The organism is Hymenobacter sublimis, from assembly GCF_023101345.1.
GTDB classification, from domain to species: domain Bacteria; phylum Bacteroidota; class Bacteroidia; order Cytophagales; family Hymenobacteraceae; genus Hymenobacter; species Hymenobacter sublimis.
Window position 1 is genome coordinate 2,166,182 of sequence record NZ_CP095848.1, and the last position, 24,557, is coordinate 2,190,738.

Genomic DNA, 24,557 nt, shown 5'->3' on the forward strand with positions numbered 1-24,557 from the left:
GAATCCCAAATTTCAATCTGTTGGCTGAACAACCTACCTATACTGACCCTTACGCGCTGGAAAAAGAGCTGCGCAAGGTACAGGCCCTCATGAAGCTCGAGCAGCAGGAGGACCTGGAGCAATTCAAAATCAAGAGCGCCCAGGCTACCATTGCCGAGCGCCAGAAGCGGGGCCTGACCTGGTACCCCGTCAAAATCACGAGCGAAGACATTGGCTTCGGCGGCAAGCTCGTTCTGGAGCTGGAACGGCCGGCCGGCGCGGGCGGGCTCCACTTGTTTCAGGTGGGCAAAAACGCGGCGCTGTTTGGCAACATCCCCGGCCGCTCCGGCTCCGACCGGCCTACCCTCTCGGGGGTTATTACCAGCGTCAAGCGCAACAAAATTCTGCTAGCCACCACCAAAGAAGACTTGCCCGATTGGGTGGAAGAGGGCAAGCTGGGCGTAGACCTGACCTTTGACGAGGTTAGCTACCGCGAAATGGAGTACGCCCTGGGCAAGGTCATGGGCGCCTTCGACTCGCGGCTGGCGGAGCTGCGCGACGTGCTGCTGGGCGCCAAACCGGCCCGCTATAAGCCCGAGTCGGAGGCCACGCTGTACTACCCCTCGCCCCTGAACGAAAGCCAGTTGGCGGCCGTGCGCCACGTGCTGGCGGCCCAGGATGTGGCCATTATTCACGGCCCGCCCGGCACCGGCAAAACCACCACCTTGGTGCAGGCCATTCTGGAAACCATCCGGCGGGAGCGGCGGGTGCTGGTGTGCGCCCCGAGCAACACGGCGGTGGATTTGCTTACCGAAAAGCTGGCCGAGCGCGGCGTCAACGTGATTCGCATGGGCAACCCCTCGCGCGTTTCGGATCTGCTGCTTCAGCACACACTCGACGCGCAGATTATGAACCACAAGAGCTACGCCGAGCTGCGCAGCATGCGCCAAACCGCCGAGCAGTACCGCGAGGAGGCAGGCAAGTTCAAGCGCCACTTCGGCTGGGAGGAGCGGGAGCAGCGTCGGCTACTCAAGCAACAGGCCCACGACTTGCTGCAGGAGTCGGATCAGTTGGAGCGTTACATCACGGAGGACCTGCTGGAGCAGGTGCAGGTAATTACGTGCACCTTGGTGGGAGCTAGCAACCGCGCTATTCGCCACCTCACCTACGAAACCGTGTTCATTGATGAGGCCGCCCAGGCCCTGGAGCCGGGCTGCTGGATTCCGATTACCAAGGCTAACCGCGTAGTGCTGGCCGGCGACCATCAGCAGCTGCCGCCCACCGTGAAAAGCGAGAAAGCGGCGGCCCAGGGCCTGCGCGAGACGTTGTTCGAGAAGTGCATCCGACGCCAGCCCGACACGGCCCGCATGCTGGAGGTGCAGTACCGCATGCACGAGCAGATCATGGAGTTCAGCTCGGAGCAGTTCTACGAAGGCCGGCTGAAAGCCGCGCCCAGCGTGGCTCACGCCGACCTGCCCGATTACGACCTGCGCTTCGCCCCCGACATGGCCGTGGAGTTTCTCGATACGGCCGGCTTTGGCTTTCAGGAGCTGACCATTGAGGAAAGCCGCTCCACGGCCAACCCCGAGGAAGCCGACCTGCTCCTGAAGCGCCTAGCCCAGTTGCTGGAACCCTACGATGCCGCCGACCACACCGAGGACCTGCTCACCATTGGGGTCATTGCTCCCTACCGCGCCCAAATCAACTACCTCAAGGATGCCGTAGAAGACAACGACGAGCTGGCCGGCTTGCTGGAGCACCGCATGCTCAGCATCGGCACCGTGGATGCCTTCCAGGGCCAGGAGCGCGACATCATTGCCATTAGCCTCACCCGCTCCAACCCTCAGGGAGAAATCGGTTTTCTAAGTGACATTCGCCGCATGAACGTGGGCATGACCCGGGCCCGCCGCAAGCTCTTACTCGTCGGCGACTCCAGCACCCTGGGCTCCCACCCCTTCTACAAAGCCTTCCTCGACTACGTGGAAAGCATCGGGGCCTACCGTACGGCCTGGGAGCTGCAATAAGCGGGAACTAGTGAGATGGTGAAATGGTGAGTTTGGCGTTCTAGCGGCGCGTATGGCGTGCAAGTGCCCCGCTGGGACTTTGGCTTGGCGGAGGGGGTAGTCCAGCTACTACTACATCGCCCCGCCAGAACGCTTGCGCCGGCCGAACAGCAAACTCACCATCTCACTAGTTCACCACTTCCTCCGTATTTATCCCGTCCTGTCGTACTAACACGGAAAAGCCTCTTCGCCATGAACGGGGCTTTTTTTTGCGCGTACCACGGCTACCATCCTGTTCCATTCTTCTATGAAAACCTACACTATTGTCCTGCACGGCGGCGCCGTGACCATGGACCCCGCCCAGATGACGCCGGAACTGGAAGCGGCCATCCGCCAAGGACTTCAAGAGGCGCTGCAGGCTGGCTGGGAAATCCTGCACCGGGGCGGCTCGGCCCTCGATGCGGTTGAGGCGGCCGTATGCAGCCTGGAAAACAACAAGCACTTCAATGCGGGCCGGGGCAGCAGCCTCAACAAGCAGGGTGAGGTAGAAATGGATGCCTCCATCATGGACGGACGCACGCTGAGAGCTGGGGCCGTGAATAGCGTCCGGTACGTGAAAAACCCCGTTAGCCTAGCCCGCACCGTAATGGAGCGGTGCCAGCACGTGCATATCTCCGACGAAGGCGCCCTGGAATTTGCCCTGCAGCACGGCTTGACCATGGAAGCCGTACACTACTTTCAGACGGAAAAAGCCCGCCAGGAGTGGCTGGAAATCATTCAGGACGAGGAAAAGCAGCCCCAGGGCCATGATACCGTGGGGGCCGTGGCCCTGGACCAGGAGGGCAACCTGGCCGTGGCCACCAGCACGGGCGGCATCGAGGGCCAGCTTAAGGGCCGCGTCGGCGACAGTCCCATCATCGGGGGTGGCTCTTACGCCGCCAATGAGGCCTGCGCCGTCTCGTGCACCGGTGATGGTGAAATAATTTTGCGCGGTGCCCTGGCCCATGAAGTCTACGCCTTGGTCAAATACAAAGGCCTTTCGGCCCCCGAGGCCTGCCGGGAAGCCGTCCAGCTGCGCGAGGAGGACCTAAAGGGTGATAAAGGCTTCATTGCCATTGATAAAGATGGCCAGATAGCCATTGAAAGCAACACCAATATCATGCGGTGCGCCTACCGCATTGGCGAGCAGGAACCCTTCGTGGCCGTGTGGCGCGAGGAGCTTTCCTGATGCCGTAGCTTCCATCGTATACTAGCTCACACCAGATTTGAGCCCGGCCCTGGAAGGACTGATAAGTGCAAGATCCGTTTTGGGGTAGGAATGCAGTTAAAAACGCAGCGTAAGAACTCGTTAGCTTACTACTTTAAGCTCTGAGTTGCCATCGATTTAGTTCATGACAAAATTTTACAAAAGCCATTTCTGCTGCCCAAGCGGCACTACCTGCCCAGTCAGCACCGACAAATCCGGGCTATTTCCGTAACTAGCCTAGCGAAACCCAATTCTCCATTTCCAGCCCCGGACGGCCCTCGTCCACCCCGCAGTATGGCCCAAATCAGCGAAAACAAAGTCGTTACCATCACCTACGACCTGAGTGTAACCGACGAAAATCAAGAGAAAGTTCTGGTCGAATCGGCCGAGGAAGACGCGCCGATGGTATTTCTGTTCGGCCAAAGCGGCCTTCCCGAAGAGTTTGAGCGCCAACTCGAAGGCAAGCAGTCCGGCGAGACGTTCACCTTTTCGCTCACGCCCGAGCAGGCTTACGGCGACTACGACCAGCAGGCCGTGGTAGAAATCCCGAAAAACGTATTTGAAATTGACGGGCAGATTGACGAGGAAATGCTGCAAGTAGGCAACTTCCTACCCATGGCCGACAACCAGGGCCACCACATGCAAGGCAAAGTGGTAGAAATCGGCACGGACGCCGTGAAGATGGACTTCAACCACCCGCTAGCCGGCATGGTCATGCACTTTGACGGTAAAGTAGCCGGCGTACGGGATGCCACCCGCGAAGAACTCGACCACGGCCACGTCCACGGCGAAGGCGGCCACCACCACTAGGCATTACGAACCTTCTGATAGTAAAAACGGGGCTGCTTGGCCCCGTTTTCATTTCTTTCAAGGCCTCTAAAAACAATGTTTTCCTTCTTATTCCTTAGTAGAACACCGTGTCTACTTAGTTAACATTCCCTCCACTGCCGCCCGCAGCTCCGGCCAGAATTCCTGAAAATCTTGCTCATACGCGGGCAGCTCCGCTAGAAACGCGGCGGCTCCGGTAGCCAGCACTGCCGCGGCGGGCACCCGGCGCGAAAGGCCCAGCAGGGCTCTTTGGAACCCCGCCGGCTGCGCGTATCCTGTCAGCCAATCGTGCAGGCGCATGTAGTGGAGCATTTCCTGCAGGCGCTCGGGCAGCTCGTGGCGGCGCTGGTGGAGCAGGGCGTACAGGCGCTGAGCGAAGACGGGTAGTGGTTCGGCCGCATCGGGGTGGTAGCGGGCGAAGTCGCGGGCTAGTAGGTGGTCGTAGCCCACGTCGGCCACTACCCCGGCCCACTTGCCCAGGCCCGCTGCACGCAGGCGGGCCGTGGTGCGGCGCACTACCGGGTGCGAATCGGTAAATGAATCGATGAAGCGGTGTAGCTGTATACCCTGCTGCACGGCGGCGGGGTAGGCCAGCAGACCAGCGCGGCCCCGCACGGCTTCGGCGGCAAAGTTGCCTACCACAATATCGGCGTAGTGAGGAGTGGTGGCGGGGGAACCGGAAAGCAGCAGGTGGGCCAGAAAGTTCATGGGCGCTTGTACGGGCAGCAACGACGGTCAACTGAACCTTCGGGCCAGCCGGCCGTATTTCCTGAACCATCCTATTACACCAAAACCCGAAGATAATGGCTGAGCATGTTGCCCAAAGTCACGATGTGACCAAGCTGATCGAAAGAATCGAGGATATCAAAATTGCCATGCTGACCACGGCCGATGCCGAAGGCGGCCTGCATAGTCGTCCGATGTATACCCACAAGCCGGAAGCCAATGGCACGCTGTGGTTTTTCACGGAAAAAGATTCGGCCAAGATTTACGAGGTGCGCAAAGACCAGCACGTTAACCTAGGCTACTCCAAGCCTGATGACAACCTGTACGTGTCGATTTCCGGCACGGCCTCGGTGCTGACTGACCAGGCTAAAATCAAGGAGCTGTGGAGCGAAGGCCTGCGCGCCTGGTTCCCGAAAGGCCCCGAGGACCCCAACATTGCCCTGCTGAAAATCACTATTGACCGGGGCGAGTATTGGGATCAGCCCAGCAGCGTGCTGGTGCGTGCCTTTGGCTACGTGAAAGCCGTGGCCACCGGCGAACGGTACCAGCCCACCGGCGATGAACACGCCAAAGTAAACCCTAACTAGGCTACCAAGTAAAGAATCAGGAACAGGGCTGGGAGCAAATCCGGCCCTTTTTTGTTGTTTCGTGCCAGCAGCTCTTACGTTTGCTGGCAGCGCTTGCCGTTGTTCGTTTCCACTACCCTATTTGCTTTGCCAGTCACCACCCTTTCCATCCTCACCCTACAGCCGGACCAGCAGCGTTGGGGGTTTGCGCAGATGGGCACGGCCCAGCGCCCCCTCCGGCAGGTAGCTGGCCTGCAGTTTCAGAAACTGCTGGGCAGTGGCGCGGGCGGCTTCGGGGCCCTGCCCAACCTCCGGCGCTACGGCCTGATGGCGGTGTGGGAATCAGCGGAAGCCGCGGCGGCTTTTTTTGCGCAGCATCCGCTGTGGCAGCAGTACCAACAGCGCACCTCGGAAATCTGGACTGCCGAATTGGCACCGCTCAAGTCGCACGGGCTTTGGGACGGCGTGAACCCCTTCACCTACCCCACTGAAGCCGCAGAAGGTGCCGGCCCGGTAGCCGTGCTGACCCGTGCCTCCATCCGCCTGCACAAAACGCCCCGCTTCTGGCGCTACGTGGCCCCCACCAGCGCCACGGTGGCCCAGGCGCCGGGCGTTCGGGCGGCCATTGGACTGGGTGAGCTGCCAGTGGTGCGTCAAGCCACGTTTAGCCTCTGGGAATCGCAGCAGGCGATGCAGGACTACGCCTACCGCAGCGAAAAACACAAGCAAGTCATTAAACTTACCCGCCAGGAAAACTGGTACGGCGAGGAGCTATTCGCCCGATTTCGGGTGGTACGCACTGAAGGCACCTGGGACGGACGGGCGCTGTAGGCAGTGCCTCACCTGGCTATTCAGGAACTAGCATCCTACGCTTGAAGACTCGGTTATGCTTGCTCGACCTTAGGCTGTCTGGATGGTAAGAAAGAAGGAGACGCCCTCCAGAGACGGTAGCCGCGGGACGATAACCTGCGACTCGCCACTGTTTTTCCGTAATTTCGCCCGTTCAGATTAACTGTACTACCGACTGCCCATGCCCGGCTACCATCCCCAGGATATCGAGAAGAAGTGGCAAGCCCACTGGAAAGAGCATAACACGTTTAAGGCTGAAAATCAGTCAGAAAAGCCTAAGTACTACGTGCTGGATATGTTTCCCTACCCCTCCGGGGCTGGGCTACACGTTGGCCATCCGCTGGGCTACATTGCCTCCGACATTGTGTCGCGCTACAAGCGCCTGCAGGGCTTTAACGTGCTGCATCCCATGGGCTTCGACTCGTTTGGTCTGCCCGCCGAGCAGTACGCCATCCAGACGGGCCAGCACCCGGCCATCACCACGGAGCAGAACATCGACACGTACATTCGGCAGCTTAACTCCTTGGGATTCAGCTACGACTGGAGCCGCGAGGTGCGCACTTCCGACCCCAGCTACTACAAATGGACCCAGTGGATTTTCCTCAAGCTGTTCAATAGCTGGTACAACCTTGATACCAACCGCGCCGAGCCGCTGAAAACCTTGCTCGACAAATTTGCCGAGAGTGGCAGCCAGGGCGTGCGCGCCGCCGGCGACGAGGAGGAGCTCCACGACTTCACGGCTGGCCAGTGGCAGATGATGAGCGAGAAGCAGCGCCTGCTGGCCGTGCACCCTTACCGACTCGCCTACCAATCAGATACTTACGTGAACTGGTGCGCGGGCTTGGGCACGGTGCTCTCCAACGATGAGGTCAAGGATGGCCTGTCGGAGCGCGGCGGGTTCCCCGTGGAACGTCGGTTGATGCCGCAGTGGAACCTACGCATCACAGCCTACGCCGACCGTCTGCTCCAGGGCCTCGATACCATCGACTGGCCTGAGGCGGTGAAAGAAATGCAGCGCAACTGGATTGGCAAAAGCATCGGGGCCGAAGTAACGTTTGCGGTGCAAGGCCACGAGCAGGCGCAAATCAAGGTATACACTACCCGCGTGGATACCATTTACGGTGCTACGTTTCTGGTATTGGCTCCTGAGCATGAGCTGGTTAAAGAGCTGACTACCCCCGAGCAGCAGGAAGCGGTACAGGAGTATATCGACGCTACCAAGCGCCGCTCGGAGCGCGACCGGATGGCCGATACCAAAACCGTATCGGGCGCTTTCACCGGCGCCTACGCCCTGAACCCCTTCACCAACGAACCCATTCAGATCTGGATTGCCGACTACGTGCTGGCCGGCTACGGCACCGGCGCCGTAATGGCTGTGCCCAGCGGCGACCAGCGCGACTACGTATTTGCCAAGCACTTCCACCTGCCCATTGTGCAGGTAGTAGATCAGCAGCAGATTGAAGAGCAGGCCGACCCGACCAAGGAAGGCACCTACCTGCACGGCCTCATTCAGGGCCAAGGCTACAAGGAAGCTACCCAAACTCTGATTCAGGAGCTCGAAGCCCGCGGCATCGGCAAAGGCAAGGTAAACTTCCGCCTCCGCGACGCCATTTTCGGTCGGCAGCGCTACTGGGGCGAGCCCATCCCGATTTACTACAAGGATGGCGTGGCCTACGGCGTAGCTGAAGCCGACCTGCCCTTGGTGCTCCCAGAAATCGACGAGTACAAGCCCACGGAAACCGGCGAGCCGCCCCTAGCCCGCGCCAAGGACTGGAAATACAAAGGCCAGTACGACTACGAACTGAGCACGATGCCGGGCTGGGCTGGCTCCTCCTGGTACTTCCTGCGCTACATGGACCCCGAAAACCAGGAGCGTTTCGTGGGCCAGGAACCCGAGCAATACTGGCAGCAGGTAGATTTATACCTCGGTGGCGCAGAGCACGCTACGGGCCACTTGCTTTACTCCCGCTTCTGGCACCTTTTCCTCAAGGACCTCGGCTTGGTAACGGCGAATGAGCCCTTCCAGAAGCTCATCAACCAAGGCATGATTCTGGGCCGCTCGAACTTCGTGTACCGGCTGAACGTGACGTGGTATGGCTCGAACTGGAGCGTTGGGGAAGATGGGAATGAAGTAACTACAGAGGCAACTATTGTAGCTCCACCCATATTCGTTTCGGATAGCTTGCGGAAAAAGTTTGAGGAAGCAGACTTCCTAAAAACGCTCAAAGATCCATCAAACCCAGTACAAATTGCATTAAGCAAGATCAGTAAGCAAGTCGGGGAGTTGAATGGTAACTCAGGTGGACTTGGTTTTCACCTTTCTTCACCCAATACTATAACACCACTCCACGTCGATGTAAACATTGTGGAAAACGATGTGCTGGACATCGAAGCCTTCAAGAACTGGCGTGAGGAGTACGCTACCGCGGAGTTCATCCTCGAGGACAACGGCACCTATGTGTGCGGCGTGGAAGTCGAGAAGATGTCGAAGTCGAAGTACAACGTGGTGAACCCGGACACGCTCATTGAGAAGTTTGGGGCGGATGCGCTGCGCTTGTATGAGATGTTCCTCGGGCCGCTGGAGCAGTTCAAGCCGTGGAACACCAACGGCATGAGCGGGGTAGCGGGCTTCCTGAAGAAGCTCTGGCGCCTCTACCATCCCCAGGATGGCGACTTCGCCGTAACGGACGAGGCGCCCAAACCCGCCGAGCTGAAAGCCCTGCACAAGGCTATCCGGAAGGTTGAAGAGGACATCGAGAAGTTCTCGTTCAATACCACGGTCAGCGCCCTGATGATTACGGTGAACGAGCTGACGGCCCTGAACACGCACAACCGCGCTATTCTAGAGCCGCTGGTTGTTCTACTTTCGCCCTACGCCCCCCACCTAGCGGAGGAGCTGTGGCAGAAGCTCGGCCACGAGGCCGGTTCCATCAGCTCGGCTTCCTACCCTGAGTTCAAGGAGGAATACTTGGTGGAAGACACCGTGAACTACCCGGTGGCCATCAACGGCAAGGTGCGCGAGCAGCTGCAGTTCCCAGCCACCGCTACCGCTCAGGAAATCGAGGCTGCCGTGCGTGCCACCGACATTCTGGCCCGTTACGCCGACGGCAAAGAAGCCAAGAAGGTAATTGTAGTGCTTGGCCGCATGGTGAACGTAGTTGTCTAGTCCTACCCCCATTATTAGCAAAAAGACCCGCTGGAGTTGTCCAGCGGGTCTTTTTTTATATCTGTCATGACGAGGACGAAGGACGAAACCATCCGTCCTTCCCGAAGTGCTACCCCTGGAAACGCGACAAGCCCTTGTCGTATGAATAGTAAGGGCTTGTCAGTTGATCAGGTTTATCACGAGCAGAGGAAGGATGACTTCGTCCTTCGTCCTCGCCATGACAGATAATACTTAATAGGCGGCCGTAAAGCGCTGACGGATGTGCTTGGGAGTTTCTATCTCGTCGAGGAGGACGATGGCCAGGTCTTCGGCGGAGAGCATGCTGCGGCCCTCCTCATTGAACACGGGGCTTTCGGTGCCGAGGCGGTAGTGGCCAGTGCGGCCCGTGGTGATGCCGGGGTGCATTTCAATGGCTGGGCTGAAAAAGGTCCAGTCGAGGGTGGTGTTCTGCTTGAGCTCCGTAAGGTAGTCGCGGGCGGCGGTGGCGCCGGGCTTGATGTTGGCGGGAAACTCCGGGCCGTCCACTAGCTGCTGACCGTTAAGGTAAAGGCTGCCAGCCCCGCCAATGGTAAGCAGGCGCATCACCCCCGACTTCACGGTAGCGGCTTCTATGTTGCGGGAGCCTTGCAGGAAATCGTGGTAGAGGTTGGGGTTGGTCCAGCCGGCATTAAAGGAGCTCAGCACCACGTCGTGGCCGGCTAACTGCTGGGCCAGCTCCTCTACCTTATTTACGTCGCCGACGACCACCGTCAGGTTTTCGTGTTGCTCCGTGAGCTTGGCGGGGTTGCGCACAATGGCCGTTACCTGATGGCCGCGGGTCAGAGCTTCGTGCAGCAGTTTCGGGCCAACAAAGCCGGTAGCACCAATGAGGGCAATTTTCATAAGGGTAAACATGAAGTGAGAAACACAAAATGGTTGTAACCGCAATTGTTACAATCCGAGGCAAAAAAATTTACGTTGTTTGTTTATCCTGCAACAGAATTTCGGTGGTTACCTGCTGCAGGGTTACGCCGGCTAGTACCTGCTCCAGGGCGGTTTGCGCCCGCTGCAGGGTAGCATCAAGCGCCGACTGAATGTTGCGGCCTACCAGGCAGGCGTGCAGGGGTTTGTCATGGACGCTAAACAGCTGCCCTTCTTCCACCACTTCCACCGCCCGGTACACATCAAGCAGGGAAATAGCCGCCGGTTGGCGCGTCAGGAAGGTGCCACCCGAAGCGGGGCGCACCTCCACCAGGCCAGCCTTCTTGAGCTGTCCTAGCAGCCGCCGTATCACAACCGGATTGGTATTGACGCTGCCCGCCATTCGCTCCGAGGTCAGCAATACATCATCAGCCTGCTGCAAAGCCAGCAGGGAAAGAACGTGTACGGCAACGGAAAAACGGCTACTGATCTGCATGCTTACTAACAAACGGGGCCGTCGCTCTAGCAACTGCCACAGCAAGGTAGGACAAATATACGGTTGTAACCACAATAGTTACACTAGGGTTTTAAGAGAATAAAGAATTTATGTTCCTTGCATTAGTAGGCTATCAATATAAATGCCCGTCATTCCGAGCGCAGTCGAAGAATCTTGCGCGCTGATGTGGGGATGGTATTTTAACGATTCGAGCGAGATTCCTCGACTGCGCTCGGAATGACGGCCTAGAATTGTACATAAGCACTATTCACACTCCCGGACCAGCTATTCCCCCTCCTGCTCAGCGGCGGCTAGCTCCTCGCGCTGCTTTCGGGGTAAGGAAGCGCGGACTAAGTCGTAGGAATGGTCGATTAGCTCGCGCAGCTGCCGGCCGGAAATGCCCGTACCAACTAGCACCGTGTTCCAGTGCTTTTTATTCATGTGAAAGCCCGGCAGCACGTAGTCGTGTTGCTCACGCAGCTCCTGGGCCCGCTCCGGGTCACACTTCAGGTTAATGCTGGCGAAAGTCTCTATATCGGTGAGGGCAAACACCTTACCTCCTACCTTAAACACCAGCGTTTCGGGGCCGAAGGGTGTTTCTTCGGTTACGCCAGCTTTCAACAGGCAGTAGTCGCGGAAGTCTTCAATGTTCATGGTCGCTAAGTAAACCATTACACGCACAAAGACCGCCGAGCTGGAGAGAGGAGCTCGGCGGTCTTTTATAACTGAGGCTGGAAACTAGCGCAGGAACCAGCGGTAGAGCAGAACAATAAACCCCACCAGAAACATGGCCATGCTCAGCTTATTGATGAAGTGCATGGTGCGCAGGTTGAAGTTGGTGTGGCGGGTAGGATCGGGCTTGCGGAAGAAGTAACCGAGAGCCGGACCGAAATTAAACAGGTCTTTGCGCATGATTGAAGTGCTGTCTGGTACGCTTTAATAACATCCGTCGGGACGGAAAGATTTACATTTTGCAAGATATTCATTCAGCTATATCCGGGGCCAGAAGTAGGTATTGTCATTCCGAGTGGGGCGAGAAATCTGGGTTTATCATCCAACGATTAATCCAGATTCCTCGCCCCGCTCGCAATGACCTGAATGGTTACCGAAACAGGGACTCGATGCGCTGCTGATTGTTCTGGCTGACGATTTTGCGCTTGACTTTCATGGTAGGAGTTAGCTCGCCCGACTCTACGCTCCACAGCGTGGGAAGCAAGGCCACTTTCTTGATTTGCTCCCACTGCGCGAAGGCGGCGTTGGCCTGTTGCACGAGCTGCTCGTAGAGTTGCTGCACCTGGGCGTGGGCGGCCAGGGCGGCGTCGGAGAGGTCGGTGGGCAGGTTGTGGCTTTTGGCCCAGGCCCGCAGCTCGGCGAAGGCCGGCACCAGCAGGGCCGCCGCGTACTTCTCCCCCTCGCCTACCACCATCACCTGCTCCACCAGTGGCGACTCCGAAATCTTCGATTCCAGAGGCTGCGGGGCTACGTACTTGCCGTTGGAGGTCTTGAACATCTCCTTTTTGCGGTCCGTGATTTTGAGGAATTTACCTTGCACAAACTCGCCGATGTCGCCGGTGTGCAGCCAGCCTTCCTGGTCGATGACCTCGGCCGTGAGGTCGGGGCGGTTGTAGTAGCCCTGCATCACGGAGGGCGAGCGGGTCAGGATTTCGCCATCAGGGGCAATTTTCACTTCCACGCCAGGAATAGCTGGCCCTACTGCCCCAATGAAGTTGCCCTCGGCCACGGGCTGGGATGCGGCAATTACGGGCGAGGTTTCCGTCATGCCGTAGCCTTCCATCACAGGAATGCCCGCGGCCCAGAACACCCGCGCCAAGCGCGGCTGCAGGGCCCCGCCCCCGCTCACGATGTAGCGCACCTGTCCGCCTAGTGCTTCGCGCCACTTACTGAAGACCAGTTTGTTAGCTAGGGCCAACTGGGTGTTGTACCAGAAGCCTTGGTTTTGCTGGGTGTCGTAGCGCAGGCCCAGGTTTAAAGCCCAGAAGAATAGTTTTTTCTTCGCGCCGGTCAGTTTCTGCCCCTGGGCCACAATCTTGTCGTAGATTTTTTCGAGCAGGCGGGGCACGGTGGTAAACACCTGGGGCTGTACCTCGCGCAAGTTGTCGGCAATGCGCTCTACGCTTTCGGCATACCACACGCTAAAACCCAACCGCAGATAGAGGTAGGTAGCCGTGCGCTCAAAAATATGACTGAGGGGTAGAAAGCTCAGCGCTTTTTGGCCCGCGGGCATGGGCAGGTGCCCCGTCAGGTTCTCGCAGTTATACAAGATGTTGCGGTGGCTGAGCATTACGCCCTTGGGCCGCCCGGTAGTGCCCGAAGTGTAAATCAGCGTCAGCAGATCCTCGGGCTGCACGGCGGCTTTCAGGGGTTCCAGGTCCGCTGGGTTTTCGCCCTGGCCTAAGGCAAGTAACTCCCCGAAATGGGCTACCCCCTCCAGCTTGTCGAAGGTGAAGATGTGCTCGGGGCCACGGGCCAGGCCCGCCACGGCCTGCTGCACCCGAGCCAGCAGCTTTTTGTCTTGCACCAGCACCACGCGCACCCCGGCATCCTGAAAAATATGGCGGTAGTCCTCCACCGTAATGGTAGGGTACATGGGCACGCTCACGGCCCCCAGCTGAGCAATGCCAAAATCAGCCACCACCCACTCGGGTCGGTTGGCGGAAATGATGGCCACTTTGTCGCCGCGCCCAATGCCGAGCTGGTGCAGGCCCAGGCTAACGTGGTTGCTCAGTTCCTGCACGCGGGTGGTGCTTAGGGGCTGCCAGGTGCCGGCCTTCTTTTCTACCAGACAATCGGCCTGGGGCGAGGTAGCAATAAGGTGGGGTAGCAGGTCGAAAGTGCGGCGGATTTCCATGAACAGGCAAACGAGCAAGAATGACGTTTGGGTTACTTGCACCCGCAAAAATAGCCTACCTCGCGTCGCTCGGCAGCGTTGTGTTACAGTTTATGGGTACTACTTAGCGTCACTAGCCCACACCCAACGGCTGTGGAGACGCGACACTTGGCTACGCTGACCTTTAGTTCGCGTCTTTACAGCCGTTCAGCTAGCACCTTTGCCCCCGCAACATCAGCGCCCAACCCGCGTCCTTACCCATACTCAATTCCCTACCCCATGAAGCACCTGCTACTCCCCTGCCTGCTGGCCGCCACTACCCCTGCCCTGGCCCAGCAACCGGCCAATGAAACGGAAGCCGTCAAGAAAACCATCCAGACCTTCTTCGAGGGCATGCGCAAGGGCGACAGTACCCTGCTGCGGACCACGCTGGCGCCCGGCGCGGTGTTCCACACCATCAGCACCCGCAACGGCCAAACCCAGCTGCGGCCCGAAAATCCGGCGGGTTTCGTGAAGATGGTGGGCACCCCGCACAAGGAGGTGTATGACGAGCGCATCACCTTCGATAAAATCCTGATTGATGCCAACCTGGCCAGCGTCTGGACGCCCTACGAGTTTTACGTGGGCAGCACCTTCAGTCACTGCGGCTACAACTCGTTTCAGCTGGTAAAGCTAACGGAGGGCTGGAAAATCGCCCACGTCATCGACACGCGCCGCAAGGAGAAGTGCAAGTAGCTACAGTGACTGAAGGTCCGTTGTCTTTCCGACCGGAGGGAGGAAGCTGAGTTAATCCGTTGAATGGTGAACCCAGCTTCCTCCCTCTGGTCGGAAGGATAATTTACAGAGTTAGAAAGCAGGAATGCGCTTTACAGGCGTGTCATCCACTTTCCAGCAGTCCAGCTCGTGGAGTTCCCCAGCCTGGTTCGCATACAACGACACGAGTACCAGCACGCCGTCTTCGTCGAGGAATTGGGTGGTGGCCAGTTGCTCGCCGAGACGCGGGTTCGGGGTAGCGCTGAGGAAGCGGAGGCTACCGGTTCCGCCGACTTGCAGTTCTGTAACCCGCGCCGTGTGCAATACCGCTAGCAGCCGTTCGGCCCCTGGTGTGCCTCGCAGCAGGTAAAGCAACAGGCCGAGTTCGGGTAAGTATAAGGGGCGCTGGTTCATGCTTCCGGACTTGCCTCTATTTCGCTTTGGCAGAAAGTCAGGCCTGGGAAGATATACGAACAGTCTTTTGCCGGGGTCCTACCCCTCCGAGGCCGGCAAAGGCTGGCGCTGCTGCATCTTGGCTATTGCCACGATGTCCGACACTTCCAGCACCTTCCGGAAGTACTCACGTTGCGCCACCCGAATCATGGCCTGCCCGACTTCCGATAAGGTGGATACGAACTTAGGCGTTACAGCTCGCAGCACCGGATACAGCCAGCTAAAATACTTGTAGTACGATAGGACGTGCCGCTGGCCCGGGGTGGCTTTCAGAAAGCCGGGCCGGAACATGTAGGCATCCTGAAAACCGAGCTGCCGCAGGGCGTTTTCGGTTTCTCCTTTCACGCGGGCCCACATCTGGCGGCTTTTCAAGCTGCCATCGGTGCCGGCCCCCGATACGTAGCAGAAGGTCAGGCCGGGGTTGTGGGGTAGCAGCGTCTGAGCGAAGTGCAGGGTTAGGTCGTAGGTGAGGCGGCGGTACTCCGGCTCCTTCATCCCCACCGACGACACGCCCAAACAGAAAAAGCAGGCGTTGTAGCCCGTCAGCTGATCCTGAATCGGCGTTAGGTCGTGGAAGTCAGCGTGCAGGATTTCCCGCAGCTTCGGGTGGCGCAGGCCGCTGGGCTTGCGGCTCACGGACAGCACCTGCTCCACCTCGGGGCTGTTCAGACATTCCAGCAGCACGCCCTCGCCTACCATGCCGGTTGCCCCGGTTACTATTGCGCGTAGTTTCATGGAGGGGCAGACGGATGAGCGGCGCGGATGTTTTAGGCGGTTTCAGAATCAGTAATTGTCTGAAGCAAGCCTGTGTTCAATCTACCTACTTCACTGTGAAAACATAGTAGAAGGCCGAAACGTCATGCTGAACTTGTCGAAGCATTTTTACCGCTTCGTCTTCATGTCAGAAGTCAGAGGTAGAGATGCTTCGACTACGCTTAGCGTGATAGGTGCGAAAAAGAATTACCCTACCACCGGCTCCTCCAGCCGCACGGGTTCAATCCACTTTCCATCTTCGCGCATAAGGTCGATGAGCTGGTCGACAGCTTGTTCTTCGGGCACGGATTTTTTGATGACTTCCTGGCCACGATAGAGGGCAATTTTGCCTTTGCCCACGCCCACGTAGCCGTAGTCGGCGTCGGCCATTTCGCCGGGGCCGTTCACGATGCAGCCCATGATGCCGATTTTCACGCCTTTCAGGTGGTCGGTGCGCTTGCGGATCATGGCGGTGGTTTCCTGCAGATCGAACAGGGTACGGCCGCAGCTGGGGCAGCTGATGTACTCCGTTTTGCTCATGCGGGTGCGCGCCGCCTGCAGAATGCCGAAGCTGAGGTGGTTGAGCTGATCGAGAGTCTGGAGCCACTCGGTTTTGGGGCGCTCCGGCAGCAGCTCGGTGCTCAGCACTACCCCGTCGCCGAGGCCGTCGAGCAGCAGACCGCCGACGTCGGTGGCGGCGTAGAGCTGGGTTTGCTCGAGCGTCAGGGCGGGGTACTGGCGGTTGATGATAACGGGGTTGGTGAGGCCGCTCTGAATCAGGCGGAAGAAGGCCCGCCGGATTTCCGGCATGGCGTGGGCGTTATCAGTGTACAGGATAATGACGGCCGTGGCGTCGTCGCGCAGTTGCTCTAGGGTTGGCGCGGTAAGCGAATCGAGGTTGTGGAACACGAAGTTCAACTCGGGGTGCCGGGCCGTGGCGGTGGCGTACTCAGCCTGCGTGAGTACGGGGTAGTGTTCCGGGCGCTGTCCCCCATCCAACCAAGCCGCGTAATCGACTACCTCCTTCAGGCCGTTGGGCAGCATGAACGGAATGGGGCGCTGGCCCGAGTACACGTAGTCAGCCCCGAGGTCGTTCATCTGGAACTTGTCGAGGAAGGCCGAGTAGAGGTGGCCGGCGGCGCGCAGGTCGGCGTACTCTAGGCCGGGCAGGCGCGAGAGGTCCACCAGCACGCGGGGCACGTTCTGCCCGCCCAGGTTCAGGACCTCGCACGTCGGGCGGCGGTGGTACTGGAACGGGTCTATCGGCGACAGATTCGCGTCATTGGTAATCAGTTCGGGCTTGAAGGCATGGGCATCCGAAACAGCTTCGGCCGCCGAAGCCGTAAAATCAGCGGTCAGTGGGGCAATGGGCTTGGCCTGCTGGGCGCGGTGAGTGTAGCGGTCAATGAGGGCGCGGGCCACGGGGGCTTCAGCTTCCGGCGCTTCGGTGAGGCTCACGCGCACGGTGTCGCCGAGGCCGTCTTCGAGCAGCGTGCCAATGCCCACGGCACTCTTGATGCGGCCGTCTTCGGCCTCGCCGGCTTCGGTTACGCCCAGGTGCAGGGGGTAGGGTTGCAGGCCTTCTTCATCAAGTTTCTGCACCAACAAGCGGTAGGCCTGCACCATCACCTGGGTGTTGCTAGCCTTCATGCTTAGCACCACGTTGTAGTAGTTCTCTTCCTCGCAGAGGCGCAGAAACTCCAGGGCCGACTCCACCATGCCCAGGGGCGTATCGCCGTAGCGCGACAGGATCCGGTCGGATAGGGAGCCGTGGTTGGTGCCGATGCGCATGGCTGTGCCGTACTGCTTGCAGATTTGCACCAGCGGCCGGAACCGCTCCCGGATGCGCTCCACCTCCGCCGCGTAGGTAGCATCGGTGTACTCAATGACGTCAAACTTCTTTTTGTCGGCGTAGTTGCCGGGGTTTACGCGCACTTTCTCCACGATGCGGGCGGCCAGCTCGGCGGCGTTCGGCGTGAAGTGGATGTCGGCAATGAGGGGCACCGAGCAGCCGCGCTTGCGCAGCTCCTTCTTGATTTCCAGCAGGTTCTGGGCCTCCTTTACGCTGGGCGCCGTGATGCGCACGTACTCGCAGCCGGCCTCTACCATGCGCAGGGTTTGCTCCACCGAGCCCAGCGTGTCCATGGTATCTACGGTGGTCATGCTCTGCACCCGAATGGGATTGAGCCCACCCATGGGCAGGTCGCCGAGCTGAACTTCGCGAGACAGGCGGCGCTGGTATTCGGTCAGGCTGGGGCAATAGATCTTATTCATAACCCAATGGGGAGGCGTTTTTCAGAGGAAGAACAAAGGTAAGCAAGGATTGTGCGCAACGTAGGGGTAGGAAATGGCGATGCAACTAGAGTGTGCGGACAGTAAGCGAAAAGGCGGATTATGCAGCGTACAGCGCTGCATCTCGTGGACTGATGTTGTATTTCTGTTCACACAACTTAGGAGAAGTAAATGTCTACTATGTTGGCCAAACTGCCCCTCATAAAAGCCGCGCAGCCTAAACAGCTGTAGAGACGCGACACTTCGCGTCTCGGCACGTGCTGATGTTGTTTAAATCGGCATATAGGGTCGTTCTGACGCCGAGACGCGAAGTGTCGCGTCTCTACATCGTTTAAGAAGACTCAACCAGCGCTGAGTAGGACAACCTTTTCCAAGTTGCCAGCCCTTCGCAACCTCTGGCCGGCTCCTCTGTCTTTATTCCAACTCCTACCCCCTCCCACATGAACCAACTTAAATTTCTTGTTCTGGCCGCGACGTTCTTTCTGCTGGCTTTGCCGGGCCGGGCCCAGAAAGTAGAGGTCATTAAGCTGCCGGAGCTGCAGAAGCGCCTGAGTCGCTCCACGGACACTACCTACGTGGTGAACTTCTGGGCTACCTGGTGCGCGCCCTGCGTGAAGGAGCTACCCCACTTCGACCAGCTCACGACTACCTACGCCAAGCAAAAGGTGAAAGTGCTACTGGTGAGCATGGACTACGCCTCCCAGCTGGAAAAGAAAGTGAAGCCTTTCGTGCTGAAGCGCGCGTTGAAATCGGAAGTCGTGCTGCTCAATGAAACCGACCCAAATACCTACCTTGATAAGGTAGATACCAAGTGGAGCGGGGCGCTGCCGTTTACCATTATCCTGAACAACGCCCAGCGCAAACGAGTCACGTTTGAACAGGAGCTTTCGGCCGAGGAGCTACAAAAACAGCTGCAGGCTTTTGTAAAATAAGCTGTCATTCCGAGCTGGAAGCAAGAAATCTGAGTTAACCCCCTGATTGGCAAATCCAGATTCCTCGCCTCCGGCTCGGAATGACACGATTTTTCCATTTTTCACTTCATTCCCAGTCATCTTATGAAAAAGCTACTTCCTTTTCTGGCTGCGTGCCTGGTGCTGGCCCTGAGCAGTTTCATCGGGCTGCGGCCGGCGGCTGAAGGCTACCAGGTAGGCGACAAGGCCGCCGACTTTAAGCTCAAAAACGTGGACGGCAAGCTCATGTCCCTGGCCGATAACAAGGCGGCAAAGGGCTACATCGTGGTATTTACCTGCAACACCTGCCCTTACGCTAAGGCCTATGAGCAACGCATCATCGACCTGAATACCAAGTACGCCGCCAAGGGCTACCCCGTCGTGGCCATCAACCCCAACGACCCGGCCGTAGCTCCCGGCGACTCCTTCGCCGACATGCAGAAACGGGCCAAGGACAAGAAATACGCCTTCCCCTACCTCCAGGATGAAACCCAGCAAGTAGCCCGGCAGTACGGCGCTACCCGCACGCCCCACCTCTACGTGCTTACCCGCCAAGGCAACGACTTCGTGGTCAGCTACATCGGGGCCATCGATGATAACTCCGAGGACGCCAAGCTGGTGAAAACCAGATACCTGGAAAACGCCATGACCGACATCATGGCCGGCAAACCGGCATCCGTCAACTCCACGAAGGCCATCGGTTGCACCATCAAGTGGAAACGGGCCTAGCCTTGTTTGCTTCCAGCCACAAAAAAAGCCCGCTAGGTAGCGGGCTTTTTTTGTGGCTGGAAGAAAGTTACGCCGGTTGCCCGGCCCGCGTGAATACGCCTTCTAGCGTGTCAGTGCTGATGCCGGGGGTTTCGTCCAGGGCCGCGTTGATCATGGCTTGGGCCACTATGCGGGCATGAACGGGGCGGTAGGCGCGCAGGGCTGGCACCGCGCCTACCACCGAGGCCAGCACCAAACCTAGCTTTTCGCCCAGCCGCACCTGCGCGCGGCCCCCGGCCAGAACTCCGGGCTGCAGAATCCGGATGCGGTGGAACGGCAGCCGCTTGATGTCGCGCTCCAGCTCGCCCTTCATCCGATTATAAAACACGAAGGAATCGGCATCAGCGCCGGCCGATGACACCAGCACGAAGGTGGCAACCCCATTGGCGGCCGCCGCCTGGGCCGTGCGGTACTGGTAGGTATAGTCTACTTTGTACTGGGCCTCTTGGCTGCCCGCCTGCCGCAGGGTAGTGCCCAGGGTGGAAAACAGCACATCCCCGGTCAGCAGCTCGCGCCAGGTCTGGGGCTGGTCGAAGTCGACGAGGTGTTCCTCTAGCTTGGGGTTTTGGTAGCCGGTAGGCCGGCGGACAAATACTTTTAGTTGGTCGAAGCGGTTATCGAGCAGCAATTGACGGAGCAAATGGTCACCGACTAGGCCGGTAGCGCCAATGAGAAGAGCAGTACGCATACACAGGAGGAAAAGAAGGTTGGAAGAACATACGGAGGGTAGCCCGGCCCGCTGAAAAACACCCGTACACTGGCGCGGGCTAATGGCATAACGCAGGCTTAGTCACTCACCGTCAGTACTATTTTGCCAATGTGGGCGCTGCTTTCCAGCAGGCGGTGGGCATCGGTGGCGGCAGCCAGGGGCAGCGTGGAGTGCAGGACGGGCCGGAAGCGCCGGTCGGGCAACAAGGGCCAGACGTGGCGCTCAACGTCCGCGGCCAGGGCTGCCTTGAACTCGGCGGAGCGGGGCCGCAGGGTGCTGCCCGTAATGGTGAGGCGGCGGGCCATTACCTCCAGAGCGTTGAAGCTAGCCGCGCCGCCCTGCATGGCGTTGATGAACACCAAACGGCCATCGTCGCGCAGCAGGCGCAGATTTTTGGCCGTGTAGTCGCCCCCAATCATGTCCAGAACGACATCGACCCCGTCCGTTTCTGCGACTACCGCTTCAAAGTCTTGCTCCCGGTAGTTCACCACGAGGTCGGCGCCCAGGGCGCGCACGGCCGCACACTTCTCCTCGGAGCCGGCCGTAGCCACCACGCGGCTGCCCAGCAGGTGGGCCAGTTGCACGGCCGTGACCCCAATGCCGCTGCTTCCGCCGTGCACCGGCAGCGTTTCGCCGGGCTGCAGCTGCCCCCGCTGAAACACGTTGTGCCACACCGTAAACACCGTTTCTGGGAGGCTAGCTGCTTCCGCAAAGGTCCAGCTGACGGGCAAGGGCAGGCAGTGGCGGGCGTCTGCGGCGGCGTACTCAGCGTAGCCGCCCTGGGCTAGCAGGGCACACACGGCGTCGCCGGGGTGCCAGCGCGTAACCTCAGCGCCGCACGCTTCTATTACGCCCGCTACCTCCAGCCCCGGCACCAGGCCGCTCACGTCGCCGCTGCCGCGGTATTTGCCCTGGCGCAGCAGTATATCGGGGCGGTTGACGCCGGCCGCGTGCACCTTGATCAGGACTTCGTGGGCGGCGGGTACCGGCCGGGGTATCTCCCGGACTTCCAACACCTCCGGGCCGCCGGGGCGGGTAATAACCAGTGCTTGCATAGGGAAGAATAACGGACAGAGGTAGGCAAACAACTACGCAACGGGCCGGAAGTTCTGGCGGCTGCGCTTCAATAAGGCGCTAAAGGCTGTCCGCCAGCCGGCTTTTTCCGTTTCTTGCTTTATGAAAAACATTTCCCTGCTTCCTCACTTTTTGCGCACGGCCGGACAGCTCACGGGGCTGGCGGCGTGGCAAACCGGCCGCCTGTTTCGCAAAGCGGCTCAATCCGCGCTGGAATCGGTGCAGGATGTGCTGCGGGCTGAGGTGCAGAAGGGCAACGCCAAGCTCGTGCGCGACTTCCTCACCAACACCGCGTTGCCCGCCGCCCGCACCCTGCTGCTGGAGCGCATGACAGCTCGCTTGCTCGTACGCCTGGGGTTGCGGGGTGCCCTGGCCTCGAATGTAGTAGGCTGGATTCTGCCGGTGGTGCTGGAGCAGCTGGTGAAGGCCGGTCGGAAGTCGGGGTTCTTCGACAAGCTCCGCGAACAGGAAACGGTGCAAGACACCCTGCAGCGGCTGGACGAACTGAAGCGGGCTACCTGGAAGCGCCTCTCCCCCGACCACGGCAGCGGGGCTGAGGTACTACCCGACGACACCGAGCTGCCACGACAGCTGCCCGCCTGAGCCGGCCAAAAACGCAGGAGAATTTCAAAAAATTCCGCCCCTGATTTTTATTCATTTTTATTGATTTTATGGCTCTACAAGGCAATCCGGGCCGGATTGCGCGCCCGTACGTGGCGCCTATGACCCAGCATTCTGCCTTACCAGAGGATGGAACCACCCACCTCCCCATTGCTCCCAAAGTAGCCCTGCGCGACTTGTACCGGGTGGCCCGCCGCCTGCATTTCACTGACCCCTACGCCCCCGCCCGCCTAACCCGTATTGCCGATCAGGCCGAGTATTTTCTGCACGCATGGCCCGCCGAGGAGTGGCCCCAGGCCCTGCACTCGGGCCAGGCCTTGCCCTCCCGCTCCGTACTGCTGGCCTGGGTGGCCGCGGCCAAACGCGAGGCGGCGCTGGCCGCCGTGCCGTGGTCGTATGCCAGTTGGCAGCGGGTTGCCACCATGGTGCTGGCGGCGCTGGCACCTTTTACTTAGCCAGCAACATTTTATGGTTCAGCAGGTTATGTGTAGCGTCATCCGTACCGCGCGGGGCTGGTAGGGTAGCGGCGGCCCCGAAAGCAACCCTTCAGCTGTCAACCTGCGTAGGTGACTAGGAAGTGTTAACAGTCACGCAACCAGAGTACGGTTGCGGCCAAGTAAATGAACGCCAGAAAATGCGCATCCAGCTTTTCATACCGAGTGGCCAGCCGGCGAAACTGCTTGAGGCGGCTGAACAGTCGTTCGACAGGGTGGCGCTGGGCGTAGCGCACCGCGTCGTAGGGGCGCGGGTGGCGGCGCTTGCGCCGGGGCGGGATGACGGCTTGCGTGCCGCGGCGGGCAAGTTCGGCCACGAGCGGGTCGGAATCGTACCCGCGGTCGGCGATGAGCCAGTCCGGGGTGAGGCCCGCGAGCAACGGCAACGCCTGCGGGGCGTCGTGGCGCTGGCCGGCCGTGAGCCGGCACCGCCGCAAGCGGCCGCGCGCATCAGCCGCTACATGCATCTTGGTAGTGAGCCCGCCGCGACTGCGCCCGAGGGCTTGTGGTCCGTTTTTTTGCGCGCCCCCGACGCATGCTGGTGCGCCCGCACCGTCGTCGAGTCGACCAACAGCGTGTGCAGCGCGGCCTCGTCCTGCACCGCTTCGAACACGCGTTGCCACACGCCCGAACGGGCCCAACGCTGGAAACGTGTGTACGTCGTGTGCCAGTTGCCGCGCGCGGCCGGCAAGGCCCGCCAGCGCGCGCCGTTGCGGGCCAACCACAACACAGCCTCCACAAACTGTCGGTTGTCGCGTCCCCGGCCTCCGCTCGTGCCCGCACGGCCCGGCAACAGCGGCGCCAGCCGCCTCCACTGCGCATCCGTCAACATCTGCTCCATACTGCAAGGTAATCACTGTTAACACTTCCTAATTCCTTGCCTATCATATTATAGTCTCAGAAGGCACTGTTCTACCTAAATGCTACTGCTTGTATGGACTATTCTCTGCCTACTGCTCAGCTTCAACAGCTTCGCTCAGAGCTACCCTCTTTACAAAATGACCGGCCGGCCGATCAGCAGCAACTGCAACATGCCATGCAGTTTTTCATTGATGAGATTTTCTCCCTCCCGCACGGGCGTTTTTTGCACCTCGACGGGCCTGCCCTCCGACAGCAGTTTGCTCACCTGGACACCTTGCATCAGCAGTTAGAACAAGGCCACCTGCACTTAAATCAGCCCCACGATTGGCAATTGATCATGCAGCAGATGTTGCTGGTCCTGGATAAAGTACTGGCCGCTGAGGCAACGCATCAGCTGGGAAAAAGTCATTAATAAGCCCCTGCTTGTGTCGCCTAGGGGTCGCCCAGTATGGCTTTTAGTCTGGGAGAAAAACCTGCGAGCTATCCGGTTTTATGAGGAAAACGGCTTCGTTACACATGGTAAGCACGTGTTTGCGTTGGGTGATGGCGAGCAAACCGACTTCTTGATGAAGCATCCCCTGGTAAGCGCCTAACCCCTGAAATCCGTTTTCCAAAACAGGACTTTAGGAGTTAGGCTGTTGGCTTGCAAAGCTGATCCGTCGTTCCACCAAATGGTAGGCGCCTGATCAGCTTTCTTCCTTAATGCAATAGGGCCGCTTATCCCCTTTCCCATTGCTTACCGTTCATCACCCGTAGCATGCCCCGATTTCTATCCTTCCTACTACTGAATCTGACCTTACTCACGGCCGCTTGTCAGAAAGAGGATGCCAAGCCGGCCGAAGCACCGCTCGAAGGCCGCTGGACTCCAGACAGTTCCTTTGATTATAACTATTCCGCTACGGGTGCTTTCGTGAGCAAAACCAGCATCACGGTTACGCCGAACTTCTACCTGCGTATCACGCCCGATTCGCTCAGCTACCGCGCCACCGTGGGCAATTATTCACTCGGTCATTACAAGCTATTCCGCCAAGACAAAAACCTGACTTTTGGGCGGTTATCCTGCACCATTATGGAGTTAACGGACCATAAACTGGTGCTTCACTTCAAGGCTCTGGGCGTGCCACCGGGAGGTGCTTACACCGAGCAGGAAGACGTTTACACACGTTAAAACATCCAGCTCTCAACGGCTACCTCGTTTCTCCTACTGAGCCTTCCGTATTTG

25 protein-coding genes are annotated in these 24,557 nt (G+C 59.1%); 13 read left to right on the plus strand and 12 right to left on the minus strand.

The window, feature by feature from the left end; genetic code table 11:
* Positions 1-20 precede the first annotated feature (20 nt).
* The 3 genes from MWH26_RS09100 to MWH26_RS09110 all read left to right on the plus strand — a co-directional run bounded on the left by MWH26_RS09100 (position 21) and on the right by MWH26_RS09110 (position 4,038).
* Complete coding sequence (locus MWH26_RS09100) at positions 21-2,003, plus strand: AAA domain-containing protein (protein WP_247976957.1); 1,983 nt, start codon at positions 21-23, stop codon at positions 2,001-2,003.
* Between the two features lie 286 nt (positions 2,004-2,289).
* Positions 2,290-3,210: an isoaspartyl peptidase/L-asparaginase family protein gene (locus MWH26_RS09105; protein ID WP_247976958.1), complete on the plus strand. Its 921-nt coding sequence runs from the start codon at positions 2,290-2,292 to the stop codon at positions 3,208-3,210.
* A 312-nt stretch (positions 3,211-3,522) separates the two neighbouring features.
* Entirely contained in the window at positions 3,523-4,038 is a 516-nt protein-coding gene (locus MWH26_RS09110) for an FKBP-type peptidyl-prolyl cis-trans isomerase (protein ID WP_247976959.1), read from the plus strand.
* 111 nt (positions 4,039-4,149) lie between these two features.
* On the opposite strand, the gene MWH26_RS09115 is transcribed toward MWH26_RS09110, so the two are convergent.
* Positions 4,150-4,764, minus strand: coding sequence for an acyl carrier protein phosphodiesterase (locus tag MWH26_RS09115; protein ID WP_247976960.1), 615 nt, complete (start codon positions 4,762-4,764; stop codon positions 4,150-4,152).
* 95 nt (positions 4,765-4,859) lie between these two features.
* Between MWH26_RS09115 and MWH26_RS09120 the strand changes: the two genes are divergently transcribed.
* The 3 genes from MWH26_RS09120 to MWH26_RS09130 all read left to right on the plus strand — a co-directional run bounded on the left by MWH26_RS09120 (position 4,860) and on the right by MWH26_RS09130 (position 9,363).
* Positions 4,860-5,369: a pyridoxamine 5'-phosphate oxidase family protein gene (locus MWH26_RS09120; RefSeq protein ID WP_247976961.1), complete on the plus strand. Its 510-nt coding sequence runs from the start codon at positions 4,860-4,862 to the stop codon at positions 5,367-5,369.
* Positions 5,370-5,495: 126 nt separating this feature from the next.
* Positions 5,496-6,179 carry a spheroidene monooxygenase gene (locus tag MWH26_RS09125; RefSeq protein ID WP_247976962.1) on the plus strand — a complete coding sequence of 228 codons (684 nt, stop codon included), beginning with the start codon at positions 5,496-5,498 and terminating at the stop codon, positions 6,177-6,179.
* 199 nt (positions 6,180-6,378) lie between these two features.
* Positions 6,379-9,363 carry a leucine--tRNA ligase gene (locus tag MWH26_RS09130; RefSeq protein WP_247976963.1) on the plus strand — a complete coding sequence of 995 codons (2,985 nt, stop codon included), beginning with the start codon at positions 6,379-6,381 and terminating at the stop codon, positions 9,361-9,363.
* A 231-nt stretch (positions 9,364-9,594) separates the two neighbouring features.
* Here MWH26_RS09130 and MWH26_RS09135 read toward each other — a convergent pair whose 3' ends face one another.
* From MWH26_RS09135 to MWH26_RS09155, 5 genes are all read right to left on the minus strand, one after another.
* Entirely contained in the window at positions 9,595-10,245 is a 651-nt protein-coding gene (locus MWH26_RS09135) for an NAD(P)-dependent oxidoreductase (RefSeq protein ID WP_247976964.1), read from the minus strand.
* 70 nt (positions 10,246-10,315) lie between these two features.
* A complete protein-coding gene (locus tag MWH26_RS09140; protein ID WP_247976965.1) occupies positions 10,316-10,759 on the minus strand; it encodes an Rrf2 family transcriptional regulator in 444 nt (147 codons plus the stop codon).
* 285 nt (positions 10,760-11,044) lie between these two features.
* Positions 11,045-11,413 (minus strand): MmcQ/YjbR family DNA-binding protein, encoded by a 369-nt coding sequence (locus tag MWH26_RS09145; RefSeq protein ID WP_247976966.1) that lies wholly within the window; start codon positions 11,411-11,413, stop codon positions 11,045-11,047.
* An 84-nt stretch (positions 11,414-11,497) separates the two neighbouring features.
* Positions 11,498-11,671, minus strand: a complete 174-nt coding sequence (locus MWH26_RS09150) for a DUF6728 family protein (RefSeq protein WP_244696304.1) — start codon at positions 11,669-11,671, stop codon at positions 11,498-11,500.
* A gap of 190 nt (positions 11,672-11,861) precedes the next feature.
* Positions 11,862-13,628, minus strand: coding sequence for an AMP-dependent synthetase/ligase (locus MWH26_RS09155; RefSeq protein ID WP_247976967.1), 1,767 nt, complete (start codon positions 13,626-13,628; stop codon positions 11,862-11,864).
* Positions 13,629-13,886: 258 nt separating this feature from the next.
* On the opposite strand from MWH26_RS09155, the gene MWH26_RS09160 reads away from it, so the two are divergent.
* Complete coding sequence (locus MWH26_RS09160; protein ID WP_247976968.1) at positions 13,887-14,342, plus strand: nuclear transport factor 2 family protein; 456 nt, start codon at positions 13,887-13,889, stop codon at positions 14,340-14,342.
* 111 nt (positions 14,343-14,453) lie between these two features.
* On the opposite strand, the gene MWH26_RS09165 is transcribed toward MWH26_RS09160, so the two are convergent.
* The 3 genes from MWH26_RS09165 to ispG all read right to left on the minus strand — a co-directional run bounded on the left by MWH26_RS09165 (position 14,454) and on the right by ispG (position 17,840).
* A complete protein-coding gene (locus tag MWH26_RS09165; RefSeq protein ID WP_247976969.1) occupies positions 14,454-14,774 on the minus strand; it encodes a DUF6984 family protein in 321 nt (106 codons plus the stop codon).
* Positions 14,775-14,852: 78 nt separating this feature from the next.
* A complete protein-coding gene (locus tag MWH26_RS09170; RefSeq protein ID WP_247976970.1) occupies positions 14,853-15,548 on the minus strand; it encodes a Rossmann-fold NAD(P)-binding domain-containing protein in 696 nt (231 codons plus the stop codon).
* A gap of 225 nt (positions 15,549-15,773) precedes the next feature.
* Complete coding sequence (ispG, locus tag MWH26_RS09175; RefSeq protein ID WP_247976971.1) at positions 15,774-17,840, minus strand: (E)-4-hydroxy-3-methylbut-2-enyl-diphosphate synthase; 2,067 nt, start codon at positions 17,838-17,840, stop codon at positions 15,774-15,776.
* A 458-nt stretch (positions 17,841-18,298) separates the two neighbouring features.
* Here ispG and MWH26_RS09180 point away from each other — a divergent pair, with 458 nt between their 5' ends.
* Both MWH26_RS09180 and MWH26_RS09185 read left to right on the plus strand, forming a co-directional pair.
* Entirely contained in the window at positions 18,299-18,790 is a 492-nt protein-coding gene (locus MWH26_RS09180; RefSeq protein WP_247976972.1) for a TlpA disulfide reductase family protein, read from the plus strand.
* Positions 18,791-18,913: 123 nt separating this feature from the next.
* Positions 18,914-19,537, plus strand: coding sequence for a thioredoxin family protein (locus MWH26_RS09185; RefSeq protein WP_247976973.1), 624 nt, complete (start codon positions 18,914-18,916; stop codon positions 19,535-19,537).
* A gap of 67 nt (positions 19,538-19,604) precedes the next feature.
* Here the strand turns inward: MWH26_RS09185 and MWH26_RS09190 are convergent, their stop codons facing one another.
* Together MWH26_RS09190 and MWH26_RS09195 are read right to left on the minus strand one after the other, a co-directional pair.
* A complete protein-coding gene (locus tag MWH26_RS09190) occupies positions 19,605-20,264 on the minus strand; it encodes an NAD(P)H-binding protein (RefSeq protein ID WP_247976974.1) in 660 nt (219 codons plus the stop codon).
* 98 nt (positions 20,265-20,362) lie between these two features.
* A complete protein-coding gene (locus MWH26_RS09195; protein WP_247976975.1) occupies positions 20,363-21,340 on the minus strand; it encodes an NAD(P)H-quinone oxidoreductase in 978 nt (325 codons plus the stop codon).
* 121 nt (positions 21,341-21,461) lie between these two features.
* On the opposite strand from MWH26_RS09195, the gene MWH26_RS09200 reads away from it, so the two are divergent.
* Positions 21,462-21,962 (plus strand): hypothetical protein, encoded by a 501-nt coding sequence (locus MWH26_RS09200; protein ID WP_247976976.1) that lies wholly within the window; start codon positions 21,462-21,464, stop codon positions 21,960-21,962.
* Between the two features lie 119 nt (positions 21,963-22,081).
* Complete coding sequence (locus tag MWH26_RS09205; protein ID WP_247976977.1) at positions 22,082-22,435, plus strand: hypothetical protein; 354 nt, start codon at positions 22,082-22,084, stop codon at positions 22,433-22,435.
* Positions 22,436-22,560: 125 nt separating this feature from the next.
* Here MWH26_RS09205 and MWH26_RS09210 read toward each other — a convergent pair.
* A protein-coding gene (locus tag MWH26_RS09210; protein WP_247976978.1) for an IS5 family transposase occupies positions 22,561-23,315 on the minus strand; the annotation gives its coding sequence in 2 pieces (ribosomal slippage) (positions 22,561-22,982 and positions 22,982-23,315; 756 coding nt in all).
* 93 nt (positions 23,316-23,408) lie between these two features.
* On the opposite strand from MWH26_RS09210, the gene MWH26_RS09215 reads away from it, so the two are divergent.
* Both MWH26_RS09215 and MWH26_RS09220 read left to right on the plus strand, forming a co-directional pair.
* Positions 23,409-23,747: a hypothetical protein gene (locus tag MWH26_RS09215; protein ID WP_247976979.1), complete on the plus strand. Its 339-nt coding sequence runs from the start codon at positions 23,409-23,411 to the stop codon at positions 23,745-23,747.
* A gap of 345 nt (positions 23,748-24,092) precedes the next feature.
* A complete protein-coding gene (locus MWH26_RS09220; RefSeq protein WP_247976980.1) occupies positions 24,093-24,503 on the plus strand; it encodes a hypothetical protein in 411 nt (136 codons plus the stop codon).
* Positions 24,504-24,557: the final 54 nt, after the last annotated feature.

Excerpts from the sequence above, each read along its gene's own strand:
- MWH26_RS09105 (WP_247976958.1), top strand. The coding sequence starts at position 2,290 with ATGAAAACCTACACTATTGTCCTGCACGGCGGCGCCGTGACCATGGAC.
- MWH26_RS09110 (WP_247976959.1), top strand. The coding sequence starts at position 3,523 with ATGGCCCAAATCAGCGAAAACAAAGTCGTTACCATCACCTACGACCTG.
- MWH26_RS09115 (WP_247976960.1), bottom strand. The coding sequence starts at position 4,764 with ATGAACTTTCTGGCCCACCTGCTGCTTTCCGGTTCCCCCGCCACCACT.
- MWH26_RS09120 (WP_247976961.1), top strand. The coding sequence starts at position 4,860 with ATGGCTGAGCATGTTGCCCAAAGTCACGATGTGACCAAGCTGATCGAA.
- MWH26_RS09130 (WP_247976963.1), top strand. The coding sequence starts at position 6,379 with ATGCCCGGCTACCATCCCCAGGATATCGAGAAGAAGTGGCAAGCCCAC.
- MWH26_RS09135 (WP_247976964.1), bottom strand. The coding sequence starts at position 10,245 with ATGAAAATTGCCCTCATTGGTGCTACCGGCTTTGTTGGCCCGAAACTG.
- MWH26_RS09140 (WP_247976965.1), bottom strand. The coding sequence starts at position 10,759 with ATGCAGATCAGTAGCCGTTTTTCCGTTGCCGTACACGTTCTTTCCCTG.
- MWH26_RS09145 (WP_247976966.1), bottom strand. The coding sequence starts at position 11,413 with ATGAACATTGAAGACTTCCGCGACTACTGCCTGTTGAAAGCTGGCGTA.
- MWH26_RS09150 (WP_244696304.1), bottom strand. The coding sequence starts at position 11,671 with ATGCGCAAAGACCTGTTTAATTTCGGTCCGGCTCTCGGTTACTTCTTC.
- MWH26_RS09155 (WP_247976967.1), bottom strand. The coding sequence starts at position 13,628 with ATGGAAATCCGCCGCACTTTCGACCTGCTACCCCACCTTATTGCTACC.
- MWH26_RS09160 (WP_247976968.1), top strand. The coding sequence starts at position 13,887 with ATGAAGCACCTGCTACTCCCCTGCCTGCTGGCCGCCACTACCCCTGCC.
- MWH26_RS09165 (WP_247976969.1), bottom strand. The coding sequence starts at position 14,774 with ATGAACCAGCGCCCCTTATACTTACCCGAACTCGGCCTGTTGCTTTAC.
- MWH26_RS09170 (WP_247976970.1), bottom strand. The coding sequence starts at position 15,548 with ATGAAACTACGCGCAATAGTAACCGGGGCAACCGGCATGGTAGGCGAG.
- ispG (WP_247976971.1), bottom strand. The coding sequence starts at position 17,840 with ATGAATAAGATCTATTGCCCCAGCCTGACCGAATACCAGCGCCGCCTG.
- MWH26_RS09180 (WP_247976972.1), top strand. The coding sequence starts at position 18,299 with ATGAACCAACTTAAATTTCTTGTTCTGGCCGCGACGTTCTTTCTGCTG.
- MWH26_RS09185 (WP_247976973.1), top strand. The coding sequence starts at position 18,914 with ATGAAAAAGCTACTTCCTTTTCTGGCTGCGTGCCTGGTGCTGGCCCTG.
- MWH26_RS09190 (WP_247976974.1), bottom strand. The coding sequence starts at position 20,264 with ATGCGTACTGCTCTTCTCATTGGCGCTACCGGCCTAGTCGGTGACCAT.
- MWH26_RS09195 (WP_247976975.1), bottom strand. The coding sequence starts at position 21,340 with ATGCAAGCACTGGTTATTACCCGCCCCGGCGGCCCGGAGGTGTTGGAA.
- MWH26_RS09200 (WP_247976976.1), top strand. The coding sequence starts at position 21,462 with ATGAAAAACATTTCCCTGCTTCCTCACTTTTTGCGCACGGCCGGACAG.
- MWH26_RS09205 (WP_247976977.1), top strand. The coding sequence starts at position 22,082 with ATGACCCAGCATTCTGCCTTACCAGAGGATGGAACCACCCACCTCCCC.
- MWH26_RS09215 (WP_247976979.1), top strand. The coding sequence starts at position 23,409 with ATGGACTATTCTCTGCCTACTGCTCAGCTTCAACAGCTTCGCTCAGAG.
- MWH26_RS09220 (WP_247976980.1), top strand. The coding sequence starts at position 24,093 with ATGCCCCGATTTCTATCCTTCCTACTACTGAATCTGACCTTACTCACG.